The following is a 13978-nucleotide window of genomic DNA, read 5'->3' on the forward strand; positions in this document are numbered from 1 at the left end:
CACCATCACCAGGAAGGTGTGAGCGGGTATGGATACAAGTCATTACTGGTCATCGCGACCGCTGTCGGAATTGACCGGCTCCGAGCATCACTGGCTGTTTTTGCCCGGGGCATTGACCCCACGTCTGAAAGCCATGGGCGATTATTCAATCGAAGTCGTCGAGCAGTCCCATGGCCCGCTCAATCCTGAAGAAGCGCAAGCGCTGAACGTGCCGCCGTCGACCATCGGCTGGGTGCGTGAGGTGGTGATGAAACTCGATGGCGAGGCCTGCGTCACCGCGCGCAGCCTGACCAGCGTGTCGGCACTGAATGGCGACTGGGCGGATCTGAACGGTTATGGCCGTCGACCTCTGGCCGAGATTCTCTACACCTCGGAGCAGACCCTGCGCGAGCCTTTCCAATGTGCCTTGCTGCCGCCCGGCGCACCGTTGGCGGCGCTGTCCTATCGCTTCGCGCCACAGGCCAAACGTCTGCTGGCCCGGCGTTCGCGTTTCACCCGCAATGGCTCGGCGCTGCTGGTCAGCGAGTGCTTCCTGCCAGCGTTCTGGGCTCAGGTCGAGTACGCTCAGGCGCTCAAGTCGGCCTGATGAAAAAAAAACTGCGGAAGCGAACCCCCGCAGGTTTTTTTTCGCCGGTTTTCAGAGTCGGATCACCGCTTCGATCTGCTTGATGGCCGGCGTCAGCGCTTGCGCCAGTTGCTCGGCTTTCGAGGTCGGGCGCATGGTTCTCGACGAACGCAGAAACAACGGATCATCGAACCGCTTGCGCAGGCGTGCCAGCGATCCGCTGATGGCGGGTTGTTTGACGTGCAGACGTTCGGCCGTGCGCGACACGCTGCGTTCGCGGAACAGCACCAGGAAAATGATGATCAGGTTCAGGTCGATATCCGCGAAGTTGTCTTCATTGAATAGCATGGTTACATCCCTGTCATGACCCGCCGGCCAGCGTCAGCCGAGGCCGGCGGGTGTCTGGATCACTGCTCGGGTGCCAGGCGCAGTTCGTCGTTCAGACGGTAGTAACTGCGGTTGAAATAGACCAGGCCTTCCGTGGCCTCGCTGTGCTGCTGCAGTTCGAGGATTTCACAGTAGAAGATGCTGTGGGTGCCGACCTCGTCGACCTTGCTGACCCGGCAATCGAGGCTGACCAGCGCTTCTTCGATCACCGGTGAACCGGTTTTCAGGGTCCGGCAATTCACGCTGGAAAAACGCTCCTGCATGCTCAACTGCCGATTGGCGAACGCCCCCGACGTCGACTGGTGATCGCCGGTCAGGACGTTCACGCACAGCACGCCATTGGTCTTGAAATGCTCGTGATTGGACGACGAGCGATTGACGCACACCAGCAGCGTGGGCGGTGAATCCGTCACGCTGCACACCGCCGATGCAGTAAAGCCGAATCGCCCCGCAGGGCCATCGGTCGTGACGATGGTGACGGCACTCCCCAGCATCGCCATTGCATTACGAAACTCCGTTGAATCAACCATCGCGTCACCTCATTCCATGTAGGTTTAATGGAGCCGATCCGTTCTTCCTTGTCCGTTGTCGTTGTGCGAAAACGGGTATCGGGCAACACGTTCGCTCTGGCGATATAGTACGTATGTATACGTACCTTGCAAGCTATTCCTTGTGCTTATTTTGTGGTCGATACGCTCGACAGGCATTGCTGTTGCGCGTGTTCAAGACTGGCCTCCAGCGCGCTCAATTCCTCTTGCTGTCGGCTGAGTTTCAACAGCTGCGCCGCGATCTCCTGTTGCTTGCCGGCAATCGCGCGGCGGGCTTTTTCATAAGGCGTCAGTTCGGGCTGGCCGGCAAAGATCGCCTGCAATTCCCTGAGGCGAAAACCCAGCGCCTGCGCGCATTTGATAAAGCTCAGCAGTTCGACCGTCTGCGGGTCGTAAACCCGGTATTTGCCCTGGCGCCGGGCCTCGGGCAGCAGGCCGATCGACTCGTAATGGCGGATGGTCTTGATCGTGGTTCCCGAACGCTGTGCGGCCTGGCCGATGTACATGTGCAAATCCCTTTTCTCCGTCAGCGGGCATGCGCACCAATAGCGGAAAACTCAATGGCGGGCAATCGATCCGGCCTGCTTCAGCCAGGTTTCGCGTTGATGGTCGCTGGCGCCGAGCACTGGCCCGAAGGTCAGCGTCCGGCGCGGTTCGATCCCGCAGAACGCCAATGTGTTCTTGCGCACTTCGTGCAGGCCGGGCATGCGATAGATCCAGCGGTAATACCAGGGCGGCGTGTCCATGGTGACCAGCAAATGGGCGCTGCGACCGTGCAGGAGTTTGTCGGGAAACGCTTTGCCCTCGCGATATTTGAACGCGAAGCCGGGGAGCAGGACCCGGTCGAAAAAACCTTTGAGCAGCGCCGGAATTCCACCCCACCAGATCGGGTACACCAGCGTCAGATGTTCGGCCCACAGCAGGTCGGCCTGAGCCTGGAGCAGATCCGGTTCAAGTGTCTGGGCTCGGCTGTAGCCGTCGCGCAGGACCGGGTCGAAATCGAGCTGGCCGAGGGGCAGTTGTCGCACCTCATGCCCGACCTCGCGGGCCGATTCCAAATAGCGTCCGGCCAGTGCCGCGCAAAAACTTTCGCTGGATGGATGGCCGAGAATCAGCAGAATCCGCTTGCCCATAATCACTGTCCTTGAAGAAGAAACCCCAAGGGTAAAGTCTGCCCCTCAGGGCAGAGTCAAGGCGTCGAGCAAGGCGCGGGCATAGGCGGGGAGGGCGGAGAAGTCCCGGGCACACAGCAACAGCTTGCGCCTGGCCCAGCCTTCATTCATCGGCAGGGTCTTGAAGGCTTGCGGCGTGGCGCGCTGAACCGCCGCCAGCGGCACGATGCCCAGACCGGCACCTCGGGCCACCATGCGCATCACGCCGTCGAAACCATCAGCACGGATGCGGATCTGCATCCGCGAGCCGTTGTGCAGCGCCTGCTCTTCCAGGTAAATCGCCAAAGCGCTGTCGGCCTGCAGCCCGACGAAGTCATGGCGCAGAGCGTCGCTGAAACTGACTTCGGTCGCGTCAGACAGCGGATGTTCCAGCGGCAGAATCAGCACCAGCGGATCATCGCGAAAGGCTCGGGTCTGCAAGTCGGTGGTGTCGATCGCGTCGGACACAATGCCCAGATCCGCTGCGCCCTGACGCAAGGCATGGGTGATGCGGGCGCTGGGCAGTTCCCGCAGATCGATGTCGAGGTTTGGGTGCTCGCGCAGGAAATCCGCCAGCACCTCCGGCAGGTATTCGCTGAGTGCCGTGGTGTTGCACAGCAACCGCACCTGACCTTTGACGCCGCGGGCGTACTCGGCCAGATCCTGTTGCAGGCGTTCGGCCTGTTGCAGCAACACCCGCGCATGTTGCGCCAGTGCCTTGCCGGCCGGCGTCGGTCTGACACCACGGCGCCCGCGCTCAAGAAGCTCGGTGCCCAGCGACGCTTCCATCGCCCGGATCCGCGCACTGGCCGCCGCCAGCGAAAGATGACTGCGTGCAGCACCGGCGGTGATGTTGCCGCTGTCGAGGATGTGCAGGTACAGGCGCAGGTCGGTGAGGTCGAAGTGCATGACGCGTGGCTCTTGCTGAGAGAGAGGCTGCCTCAGTGTATGACAGATTTTCAGTTCATCCGCGCAGGCGCACAGTATCGCCATGAACGCACTCGCAGATTTCTATCAAAACCTCGGTCTGACCCTTTCATTGCTGGTGATTGCGACCTTCGTCGTCGCCGGCATGATCAAGGGCGTGATCGGTCTCGGCCTGCCCACCGTCGCCATGGGTTTGCTCGGTCTGGCTATGGCACCGTCGCAGGCTGCGGCGTTGCTGATCATCCCGGCGACGCTCACCAACGTCTGGCAATTGGCGTTCGGCGGGCATTTGCAGGGGCTGGTGAAACGGCTGTGGCCTATGCTGCTGGCGATCTTCTTCGGCACGGCGGTCGGCACTTTGTGGATCGGCATGGCCGGCGGGCATTGGGTGGTGCGCGGGCTCGGCGCGGCGCTGTTGCTCTATGCGTTGAGTGGATTGTTTCTGCCGACGCTGAGTGTCAGTCGCCGCCATGAAACGTGGCTCGGCCCGCTGTGTGGCGTGATCACCGGCGTCATCACTTCGGCTACTGGTGTGTTCGTGATTCCCGCCGTTCCGTACATGCAGGCCCTGGGCTTGAGCCGCGATGAACTGGTGCAGGCGCTGGGCCTGTCCTTCACCGTGTCGACTCTGGCGCTGGCCGGTGGGTTGCTCTGGCGCGGCTCACTTGGCGGCGCAGAACTGAGCGCCTCACTGCTGGCGCTGATCCCGGCAGTGCTCGGCATGTGGCTCGGGCAATGGCTGCGACAGCGCATCAGCGCCGTGCTGTTCAGGCGGGTGTTCTTCATCGGTCTGGGCGCGCTCGGCGCCCATCTGCTGGTCAGCGGTTAGCGGACGAGGCGCTGAGCATTTCAATCGGGCGGATATCGAAATCCCGCTCCAGGTATTCCATACGCTGGGCCAGGAACTGCTGCATGTGCGGCAGGTTCGAGTGCACGTCCAGATGCGCCTGGCTTTCCCAGATCTCGTAGAAGATGAACAGGCTCGGGTCTTCCTTGTCGCGCAGCATGTGGTACTCGATGCAGCCGGGTTCGGCGCGGCTCGGTTCGACGTAGGCGCGGAAAAACGCTTCGAAGGCCTCGGCTTTTTCCGGGCGGGTCTTGGCGTGCAGGATGAAACCCTGGCGTTCGCTCATCGCAAAAAACTCCATTCAGATTCAGATGGCGGCCAATCCTACGGCAACAATCGGCATTCGATTCGTGCGTTTTACTCAAATGAATTTTGCGCAACCGGTGCTTATTCCGCGCGAGGCGCATCGCTAATCTGCCGCCATTCAATTTTTCCCCTTCTCCATCCAGCGCTCTGCGCTGCGCATCGGAATCCGATCGAGGCTCTCCCATGAAAAAAGTGCTGTTGCTCAATGGCGGTAAAAAATTCGCCCACTCCGACGGTCGTTACAACACCACCTTGCACGAAGCCGCGCTGAGCGTGCTGGATCGTGGCGGTGTCGACGTCAAGACCACCTTCATTGACGAGGGTTACGACGTCGCCGAAGAAGTCGCCAAATTCCTCTGGGCCGACGTGATCATTTATCAGATGCCGGGCTGGTGGATGGGCGCGCCGTGGACCGTGAAAAAGTACATCGACGAAGTCTTCACCGAAGGCCACGGCAGCCTCTACGCCAGCGACGGCCGCACCCGTTCGGATGCTTCGCAGAAGTACGGCAGCGGCGGTCTGATCCAGGGCAAGCAGTACATGCTGTCGCTGACCTGGAACGCACCGCAACAGGCGTTCGATGACCCGACCGACTTCTTCGAAGCCAAAGGCGTGGACGCGGTGTACTTCCCGTTCCACAAGGCCAACGAGTTCCTCGGCATGACCGGCCTGCCGACCTTCCTCTGCGTGGACGTGATGAAACGTCCGAACATCGAAGCGGATGTGGCGCGTTACGAGCAGCATCTGACCGAGGTGTTTGGCCTCAAGGCCTGACGCTCGGCTACTATCGAAGGCCTGAGCTTGCGCAGCAGGCCTTTCGATTCGAGGACATCCGTGAAAGCCAGATCCGATGAGTTGCAGATTTTCGTCTGCGTGATCGAATGCGGTTCGATCTCCGCCGCCGCCGAGCAGGTCGGACAGACGCCGTCGGCGGTCAGCCGCACGCTGTCGCGGCTGGAAGCCAAGCTCGACACCACGCTGATCAACCGCACCACACGGCGCATGGACCTGACCGAGGAGGGCAAGTATTTCTTCGAACAGGCCAAGCTGATCCTCGACCAGATGGATCAACTCGAAGAGCGCCTCTCTTCACGTCAGCAGACGCCATCAGGACGACTGCGAATTAACGCCGCGTCGCCGTTCATGCTCCACGCCGTCGTGCCGTACATCGACGAATTCCGCCGGCTGTACCCGGACATCCAGCTCGAACTCAACAGCAACGACCTGATCATTGACCTGCTGGAACAAAGCACCGACGTCGCCATCCGCATCGGCACCCTCGCCGATTCGACGTTGCACGCCCGTTCGCTGGGGTGCAGTCCGCTGTTGATCGTCGCCAGCCCCGAGTACCTTGAGAAGCACGGCGCGCCGCAGGAAGTGGCCGATTTGAGCGAGCACACCTTGCTTGGCTTCACCCAGAACGAAGGCCTCAACCAGTGGCCGCTGCGTTACGTTCACGGTGACCGTTGGCCGATCACCCCGGCAATCAGCGCCTCCAGCGGCGAGACGGTTCGTCATCTCGCACTGGAAGGCCAGGGCATCGCCTGCCTCTCGCATTTCATGACCATCGACGACATTCGCGCAGGTCGCCTCAAGGTGTTGCTGGCGGAATTCAACAGCGGTTATCGCCAGCCGATCAACGCGGTGTACTACCGCAACTCGCAGTTGGCGCTGCGCATTCAGTGTTTCCTCGACTTCATCCAGAGCAAACTCGCGGCTTACGCCAGCGCCGATTTCAAAGGCTGATTCGTGACCCCTGCGCAACAGTGATTTGGTTGGGGGCGGGTTTTTCCACCGGGCTTGCCGGTCGATACTCGTTGCATCACTTACTCACGCAGGGAGTTTCTCCATGAACGTATTCGTCACCGGCGCTGCCGGTTTTATCGGCGGCTCCATCGCCACCGACCTGGTCCAGGCCGGCCACACCGTCACCGGTCTTGTACGCAGCGCGGAACAGGCCAATGAGCTGAAAGCACTGGGCATCACCCCGGTCATCGGCACCCTCGACGACCAAACGCTGCTGGCCGAACAGGCCCGCGCCGCCGACGCCGTGATCAACGCCGCCAGCAGCGATCATCGCGGCGCGGTCGAAGCCTTGCTCGATGCCCTGCGCGGCTCGAACAAAGTGTTCCTGCACACCAGCGGTTCGAGCATCGTCGGCGATGCGTCGGGCGGCAAATCCAGCGATGTCATCTACTTCGAAGACAACCTGCCGGAGCCGACTGTCGACAAAGCCGCACGGGTGGCCATCGACAACCTGATCCTCGCCGCGGCGCAGGACGGCGTGAACTCGGCCGTCATCTGCAACACCCTGATCTACGGCCACAGCCTGGGCGTCAATCGCGACAGCGTGCAACTGCCGCGCCTGCTGAAACAGGCGCGCAAAAGCGGCGTTGTGCGTCACGTCGGCACCGGTCAGAACATCTGGTCCAACGTGCACATCGAAGACGTGGTGGCGCTGTACCTGCTGGCCCTGACCAAAAACGTTCCGGGCACCTTCTACTTCGTCGAAAGCGGCGAAGCGTCGTTCATCGACATGACCACCGCCATGGCCCAGGCCCTGAACCTCGGCGAGCCACAAGACTGGCCACTGAAAGACGCCGAAGCCGAGTGGGGCTACGAAATGGCCAACTACGGCCTCGGCTCCAACAGCCGCGTACGCGGCAAACATGCCCGCGAACAGCTGGGCTGGGCGCCGAAGCGCACGTCGGTGGTTGAATGGATTCGTAACGAAATGGTGTGAGTTCACGCTGAAAAGGTGACGTTCCCGAGACCGGTGGAAGCAAGCTTGCTTGTTTTCACCGTTTTTTTTGTGCCCGAGGATTATGAAAATCCCACCCTTCGATTTTCATTATTCGCGACAAGACATATCCAAAAACGACAACCCTTATCCCTCCACGAAAATAACTTTCACGGCGTTTGAAAACTCGATCTCGAAATGATTTATGAGTTTCACAACCCATTCGAACGTGACCCTTTCGAGGAGTACCGCATGACACCCTCCTTCGGCTATTGGCTGCTGGTGTACGCCGCCGTTGCCATCATCGCCCTGATCGTTCTGATCGCCCGTTACCGGCTCAATCCGTTCATTGTCATCACCCTGATTTCCATCGGCCTGGCGCTGGTGGCGGGGATGCCGCCGTCCGGCGTGGTGGGGGCGTATGAGGCCGGGGTGGGCAAGACGCTGGGGCACATTGCGCTGGTGGTGGCGCTGGGGACGATGCTCGGCAAGATGATGGCCGAGTCCGGTGGCGCCGAGCAGATGGCGCGCACGTTGATCGAGCGCTTTGGCGAGAAGAACGCGCACTGGGCGATGGTGTGCATTGCGTTTCTGGTGGGGCTGCCGCTGTTTTTCGAAGTCGGTTTCGTGTTGCTGGTGCCGATTGCCTTTACCGTGGCGCGGCGGGTCGGCGTGTCGATTCTGATGGTCGGCCTGCCGATGGTTGCCGGTCTCTCCGTGGTGCATGCGCTGGTGCCGCCGCACCCGGCGGCGATGCTGGCGGTGCAGGCGTATCAGGCGTCGGTCGGGCAGACCTTGCTGTACGCGATTGCCATCGGCATTCCGACGGCGATCATTGCCGGCCCCCTATACGCCAAGTTCATTGTGCCGCGCATTCAGTTGCCGGCGGATAACCCGCTGGAAAAACAATTCCTCGAACGCGAACCCCGCGACAGCCTGCCGGGTTTCGGCATCACCATGGCGACCATTCTGTTGCCGGTGGTGCTGATGCTGATCGGCGGCTGGGCCAACCTGATTTCCACCCCGGGCAGCGCTTTCAATCAGTTCCTGTTGTTCATCGGCAACTCGGTGATCGCGCTGTTGCTGGCGACGCTGTTGAGCTTCTGGACGCTCGGCATTGCGCAGGGTTTCAACCGCGAATCGATCCTCAAATTCACCAACGAATGCCTGGCGCCGACCGCCAGCATTACCTTGCTGGTGGGCGCCGGTGGCGGTCTGAACCGGATTCTGGTGGACGCCGGCGTCACCGATCAGATCGTCGGCCTCGCTCACGAATTTCACCTGTCGCCGCTGATCCTGGGCTGGCTGTTCGCCGCGTTGATGCGCATCGCCACCGGTTCGGCCACCGTCGCCATGACCACGGCTTCCGGCGTAGTGGCGCCAGTGGCCATCGGTCTGGGTTATCCACACCCGGAACTGCTGGTGCTGGCGACCGGCGCGGGCTCGGTTATCTTTTCCCACGTCAACGACGGCGGCTTCTGGCTGATCAAGGAATACTTCAACATGACCGTGGCCCAGACGTTCAAAACCTGGACGGTGCTGGAAACCCTGATCTCGATTGTCGCTTTCGCCCTGACCGTCGGTCTTTCTTACCTGCTGTAGTCGGAGTTATCCGCCATGGACATCCTTTATCAGATCCGCGCCCGTCAGGATTCCTTCAGCGCCGGTGAAGGACGCATCGCCCGTCTGATGCTCGACGACGTAGGATTTGCCGCCTCCGCCAGCCTCGAAGAGCTGGCGCAGCGGGCCGAAGTCAGCACCGCCACGCTGTCGCGCTTTGCCCGCACGGTCGGTTGCCGCGACTTGCGCGACCTGCGCCTGCAACTGGCCCAGGCCAGTGGTGTTGGCAGCCGTTTCCTCGACCCGGCGGGCACGCCCGAGCAGTCGGCGTTTTACGGGCAGATCGTCGGCGATATCGAAACCACCCTGCGCCAGCATCTGGCGGCGTTCGACGAATCGCGCTTCGCCGATGCGGTGAAACTGCTGGGCCAGGCGCGGATGATCCACGCCTTCGGCATCGGCGGTTGCTCGACCCTGTGCAGCGATGAGTTGCAGGTGCGGCTGGTGCGCCTCGGCTACCCGATTGCGGTGTGCCACGACGCCGTGATGATGCGTGTCACCGCCGCCAGCCTCAGCGCCGAGCAGGTAGTGATCGTCTGTTCGCTGACCGGCATCACCCCGGAGTTGCTGGAGACCGTGGCGCTGGCGCGCAACTACGGTGCACGGATTCTCGCCATCACCCGCGCCGACTCGCCACTGGCGGAACTGGCCGACATCGTCCTGCCGCTGCAAGGCGCCGAGACCTCGTTCATCTACAAACCGACGGCGGCGCGCTACGGCATGCTGCTCGCCATCGACGTGCTGGCCACCGAGCTTGCGCTGGCCAATCCTGAAGACAATCAAGAACGTCTGCGGCGGATCAAACTCGCCCTCGACGAATACCGTGGCGGCGACGATCACCTGCCGCTGGGAGACTGACATGCTGTACGACACCCTGATTCGCAACGCGCTGGTCATCGACGGCAGCAACAGCCCCGGTTACGCCGCCGACGTGGCGATCCTCGATGGCCGCATCGCGCAGATCGGCGACTTGGGCGATGCCCGCGCCACCGATGAAATCGACGCCGCCGGCCGTGTGCTGGCGCCGGGTTTCATCGACGTGCACACCCACGACGATACCGTGGTGATCCGCCAGCCGCAGATGCTGCCCAAGCTCAGCCAGGGCGTGACCACAGTGATTGTCGGTAACTGCGGGATCAGCGCGGCGCCGGTCAGTTTGCGCGGCGATCCGCCGGATCCGATGAACCTGCTCGGCTCGGCGGCGGCGTTCGTCTATCCGCGCTTCAGCGATTATCGGGCTGCGGTTGAAGCGGCCAACACCACGCTGAACGTCGCGGCACTGGTCGGGCATACGGCGCTGCGCAGCAATCACCTCGATGATCTGTTCCGCACCGCGACTGACGATGAAATCAGCGCGATGCGCGAGCAGTTGCGTGAAAGCCTGGAGGCGGGCGCCCTCGGTTTATCCACAGGTCTGGCGTATGCGAGCGCGTTCTCGGCATCCACCGATGAAGTCATGCAACTGACCGAAGAACTGAATGCGTTCGGCGCGGTGTACACCACCCACCTGCGCAGTGAATTCGAACCGGTGCTGGAGGCGATGGACGAGGCTTTCCGTATCGGACGCCACGCCCAATCGCCGGTAATCATTTCCCATCTCAAATGCGCCGGTGCCGGTAACTGGGGCCGCAGTCCGCAGTTGCTCGCTTCGCTGGAAGAGGCGGCGAAAACTCACCCGGTCGGCTGCGATTGCTATCCGTATGCAGCGAGTTCTTCGACTCTGGATCTGAAGCAAGTCACCGACGCCCACCGCATCACCATCACCTGGTCGACGCCGCATCCGGAAATGGGCGGTCGCGACCTGATGGACATCGCCGCCGAATGGAACCTGTCGTTACTCGATGCCGCCAAGCGTCTGCAACCGGCGGGCGCGGTGTATTACGGGATGGACGAGAACGACGTGCGCCGTATCCTTGCTCATCCGCTGTCGATGGTCGGCTCCGACGGCCTGCCGGAAGACCCGTTCCCGCACCCGCGCCTGTGGGGCGCTTTCCCACGGGTGCTCGGACATTTCAGTCGTGATGTCGGCCTGTTTCCGCTGCACACCGCCGTGCACAAGATGACCGGTCTGTCGGCGGCGCGTTTCGGCTTGAAGGAAAGGGGCGAAATTCGTGAGGGCCACTGGGCGGATTTGGTGTTGTTCGACCCGGCGACCGTGCGTGACGTGGCGGATTTCAACGACCCGCAACGTGCCGCGCAAGGCATTGATGGCGTGTGGATCAATGGCGTGTTGAGTTACCGCGACGGTCAGGCCAACGGCCAGAGACCAGGGCGGTTCCTCGCGCGCCAGGGCGATCTGCGCGACGGCTTTCGTTGAATTTTGCTGACTGCGTCACGGTGATGGCACATTGCAATTAAAGAAAGCCATCACCAAGCCGAATTGCTGACATCCACCCCGGCTACACTCCGGGGCCAATCAGTCAGGGAGCAACCCATGAGCTTCGGCAAAACCACCCCGATCCTGCGGATTTTCGATGAAGCCAAGGCCGTGGAATTCTACGTCGACTTCCTCGGCTTCAAGATCGATTGGCAGCATCGTTTCGAACCCGGTTTCCCGTTGTACCTGCAGGTCTCGCGCGGCGAGTGCGTGCTGCATTTGTCCGAACACCACGGCGATGCAACACCGGGTTCGGCCCTGCGGATCGAGACCGATGAACTGGAGGCGTTTCAGCAGCAGTTGCTGGCCAAGGAATACAAGTTTTCGCATCCACAGATTCAGGCCATGCCCTGGGGCAGCCAGGACATGACCATCGCCGATCCGTTCGGCAATCGTCTGGTGTTCACCAACGCGATCAGCCTCTGAGCCAAAAGCCCCCTCACCCTAACCCTCTCCCAAGGGGAGAGGGGACTGACCGAGGTGTCTATCGTCATGCATCGACCTGAAAGATCGTGGCGATTATGGATTCACAGAAGCGTTTTCAGTTCGGCGTAGATCGTGAGTATTTCGCGGTCGGCTCCCTCTCGATTATGGATTCACAGAAGCTCTTTCAGGTCGGCGTAGATCATGAGCATATTGCGGTCGGCTCCCTCTCCCTCCGGGAGAGGGCTGGGGTGAGGGGACTGCTGTGAGCCGTACTCTTACTCGCCACCACCACTAACCCGGTGAGTCTGCCGAAACTCACCGGGCGGCATCCCGCGTCGGCTCTTGAAGGCGCGGTGAAAGGAGCGTGATTCGCTGAAGCCCAGATACTGGGCGATGTCCTGAATCGGCAAAGTGCTGTTGAGCAGGTAATGCTCGGCCAGTTCCTGGCGCAGTTCATCGAGGATCTGCTGATACGACGTGCCGGCCTGATGCAACTGGCGTTGCAGCGTGCGTACCGACACGGCGAGATGTTCGGCCACTTGTTCCTTGCGCGGCAGGCCTTCCTTGAGCAACTGGCGCAGGATGCTTTTGACCCGCTGCTCCAGCGACGCATCCTCCAGTGTCGCCATCAGACTTTGTGCGTGTTCTTCCAGGGTGCGCAGCAAATGTGCATCGGCCTGGCGCAACGGCAACTGCAAATACGGCAACGGCACGATCAGCGCTGAATACGCCTGATCGAACAGCACCGGGCATTCAAAAAACTGTTCGTACTGCGCCAGCGTCGTGTCCGCCGGGATCGAGTGTTCCAGCCACACGGCGGCCGGCGACAGTTGGGTGTCGGCGATCCAGCGCGCGTATTGCAGCCAGGAGCCGAGTACGTTTTCCACCAGATGCCGGCGAATCCGCGGCCGCTCAAAGCGACAGCTCCAGATCAGGTGTACGTGGCTGTCGTGTACCTCGGCGCGGCTGACGCCCATGTCGCCCACCAGTTTTTCGAACGGCATGATGCGGCTCATGGCATCGCCCAATGTCGCGCAATTCATGGTGATGTAACCCAGCACGCTCCACGAGTTGGGCAGGACGAAATTCGCCGCGTTGAGGCCGAACAGCGGATCGCCCGAGTGTTCGCAAAAGTAATCGAGCAACCGCTCATGGGTTTCCCCCGGCAAGCGCAGACTGTTGTCGCTCAACTGCTGCGCCTGCAACCCGGCCGCCGCCAACGCAGGCTCGATGGCCAGGCCCAGATGTTCGGCATGGCGCAGGTACTTGAGCAGCGGTGGGACGGAGGTGAAGCCGAGCGATTGCATGACCGAATCCTCTTGATCGAGGCCGCCGGGGGCGGATGAGCGCTCTGAAAGGTAATTTGAATCCGCGAATAAAGTAAATGGCTGACGCTTGCGCGACTTTGAGGAGGAGGTGATCAACCCTTGGGGGATTTGAGCGAGACGAGCCTTAAGTCTTTGTGACAAAGTCCGCGTCCTACGGGCTTTGTCATTGAACGATCAGTAAGAAGCGGCGAGCACACCGCACTCGCCACCTCCCGCATCAGTCCGTCGGCACGACCTTGTCCAGCGCACGGTTAACGGCCAGTTCGGCGATCATCACGATCTGGGCGATGCCTTGCAGGGTCTTACGGTGGCTGCCTTCGACCAGCGCCACATGATTGTTGAGCATGACGGTGGCGGAGCCGAGGGATTCGCTGGCGTCCACCAGCAGGGATTCGGTGTCGGCTTCGGGGTGAGCCTGGTAGAGGGTGTTGGGTTTGTAGGGCGCGGCCATGATGTGGGCGCTGAGTGGGCCCAGGTGATAATCGAGGGCGCGTTCGGCGGCTTCATTGAAACGTTTCGAGCCGGGGCATTCGTAGGGGGATGCCGGATCCGGGATGATTGTGGGATCGGTGAGCGGTGGGTTTGGCGTTACCTTGAACATGGGTGACTAACCTCTGGTTGAGGCTGCACCTTTTCGCCGCTAAGCAAAAGGGTGGCAGCTGTGCGCAAGTTAGCGGACCGGTAGTCACCCACAACCCGGCGCACCCGAAGGTGCCATGCGCACAGCCACCATCAAGTGCAGGCTGGCGCCTGACT

General features: G+C 61.4%; 17 protein-coding genes. 9 read left to right on the forward strand and 8 right to left on the reverse strand.

Features of this window, described 5'->3' with window-relative positions:
• The first annotated feature begins 28 nt into the window (after positions 1-28).
• Positions 29-586 carry a chorismate lyase gene (locus ABFB52_RS04705; protein ID WP_129972414.1) on the forward strand — a complete coding sequence of 186 codons (558 nt, stop codon included), beginning with the start codon at positions 29-31 and terminating at the stop codon, positions 584-586.
• Positions 587-637: 51 nt separating this feature from the next.
• Here the strand turns inward: ABFB52_RS04705 and ABFB52_RS04710 are convergent, their stop codons facing one another.
• From ABFB52_RS04710 to ABFB52_RS04730, 5 genes are all read right to left on the reverse strand, one after another.
• The gene (locus ABFB52_RS04710) at positions 638-913 is read right to left on the reverse strand and encodes a LysR family transcriptional regulator (protein ID WP_007953837.1); all 276 of its coding nucleotides are present in this window, start codon (positions 911-913) and stop codon (positions 638-640) included.
• 59 nt (positions 914-972) lie between these two features.
• Positions 973-1482 carry a flavin reductase gene (locus tag ABFB52_RS04715; protein ID WP_129972413.1) on the reverse strand — a complete coding sequence of 170 codons (510 nt, stop codon included), beginning with the start codon at positions 1480-1482 and terminating at the stop codon, positions 973-975.
• A gap of 146 nt (positions 1483-1628) precedes the next feature.
• The gene (locus ABFB52_RS04720) at positions 1629-2006 is read right to left on the reverse strand and encodes a MerR family transcriptional regulator (protein WP_085746847.1); all 378 of its coding nucleotides are present in this window, start codon (positions 2004-2006) and stop codon (positions 1629-1631) included.
• A 51-nt stretch (positions 2007-2057) separates the two neighbouring features.
• Positions 2058-2633, reverse strand: coding sequence for an NAD(P)H-dependent oxidoreductase (locus ABFB52_RS04725; protein WP_085746848.1), 576 nt, complete (start codon positions 2631-2633; stop codon positions 2058-2060).
• A 45-nt stretch (positions 2634-2678) separates the two neighbouring features.
• Entirely contained in the window at positions 2679-3560 is an 882-nt protein-coding gene (locus ABFB52_RS04730; protein WP_129972412.1) for a LysR family transcriptional regulator, read from the reverse strand.
• Positions 3561-3642: 82 nt separating this feature from the next.
• Here ABFB52_RS04730 and ABFB52_RS04735 point away from each other — a divergent pair, with 82 nt between their 5' ends.
• Positions 3643-4407, forward strand: coding sequence for a sulfite exporter TauE/SafE family protein (locus ABFB52_RS04735; RefSeq protein ID WP_129972411.1), 765 nt, complete (start codon positions 3643-3645; stop codon positions 4405-4407).
• On the opposite strand, the gene ABFB52_RS04740 is transcribed toward ABFB52_RS04735, so the two are convergent.
• Positions 4397-4711, reverse strand: coding sequence for a putative quinol monooxygenase (locus ABFB52_RS04740; protein ID WP_129972410.1), 315 nt, complete (start codon positions 4709-4711; stop codon positions 4397-4399). The two genes, ABFB52_RS04735 and ABFB52_RS04740, sit on opposite strands and share 11 nt — an antisense overlap.
• Before the next feature lie 203 nt (positions 4712-4914).
• On the opposite strand from ABFB52_RS04740, the gene ABFB52_RS04745 reads away from it, so the two are divergent.
• The 7 genes from ABFB52_RS04745 to ABFB52_RS04775 all read left to right on the forward strand — a co-directional run bounded on the left by ABFB52_RS04745 (position 4915) and on the right by ABFB52_RS04775 (position 11894).
• On the forward strand, positions 4915-5505 hold the full coding sequence (locus ABFB52_RS04745; RefSeq protein WP_129972409.1) for an NAD(P)H-dependent oxidoreductase: 591 nt from the start codon (positions 4915-4917) through the stop codon (positions 5503-5505).
• 60 nt (positions 5506-5565) lie between these two features.
• The gene (locus ABFB52_RS04750) at positions 5566-6477 is read left to right on the forward strand and encodes a LysR family transcriptional regulator (RefSeq protein ID WP_102718609.1); all 912 of its coding nucleotides are present in this window, start codon (positions 5566-5568) and stop codon (positions 6475-6477) included.
• Between the two features lie 103 nt (positions 6478-6580).
• Positions 6581-7474 (forward strand): NAD-dependent epimerase/dehydratase family protein, encoded by an 894-nt coding sequence (locus tag ABFB52_RS04755; protein WP_129972408.1) that lies wholly within the window; start codon positions 6581-6583, stop codon positions 7472-7474.
• Between the two features lie 249 nt (positions 7475-7723).
• Positions 7724-9073 (forward strand): GntP family permease, encoded by a 1350-nt coding sequence (locus ABFB52_RS04760; protein WP_129972407.1) that lies wholly within the window; start codon positions 7724-7726, stop codon positions 9071-9073.
• 15 nt (positions 9074-9088) lie between these two features.
• On the forward strand, positions 9089-9949 hold the full coding sequence (locus tag ABFB52_RS04765) for a MurR/RpiR family transcriptional regulator (protein ID WP_007953817.1): 861 nt from the start codon (positions 9089-9091) through the stop codon (positions 9947-9949).
• Position 9950: 1 nt separating this feature from the next.
• The gene (locus ABFB52_RS04770) at positions 9951-11408 is read left to right on the forward strand and encodes a D-aminoacylase (protein WP_129972406.1); all 1458 of its coding nucleotides are present in this window, start codon (positions 9951-9953) and stop codon (positions 11406-11408) included.
• Positions 11409-11525: 117 nt separating this feature from the next.
• The gene (locus ABFB52_RS04775; protein WP_011332360.1) at positions 11526-11894 is read left to right on the forward strand and encodes a glyoxalase superfamily protein; all 369 of its coding nucleotides are present in this window, start codon (positions 11526-11528) and stop codon (positions 11892-11894) included.
• A 275-nt stretch (positions 11895-12169) separates the two neighbouring features.
• On the opposite strand, the gene ABFB52_RS04780 is transcribed toward ABFB52_RS04775, so the two are convergent.
• Complete coding sequence (locus tag ABFB52_RS04780) at positions 12170-13201, reverse strand: AraC family transcriptional regulator (RefSeq protein ID WP_129972405.1); 1032 nt, start codon at positions 13199-13201, stop codon at positions 12170-12172.
• A 238-nt stretch (positions 13202-13439) separates the two neighbouring features.
• Entirely contained in the window at positions 13440-13823 is a 384-nt protein-coding gene (locus tag ABFB52_RS04785; RefSeq protein WP_129972404.1) for a hypothetical protein, read from the reverse strand.
• Between the last annotated feature and the right edge of the window lie 155 nt (positions 13824-13978).

This window comes from Pseudomonas sp. 9.2(2024) (assembly GCF_039695385.1).
GTDB classification, from domain to species: domain Bacteria; phylum Pseudomonadota; class Gammaproteobacteria; order Pseudomonadales; family Pseudomonadaceae; genus Aquipseudomonas; species Aquipseudomonas paraglycinae.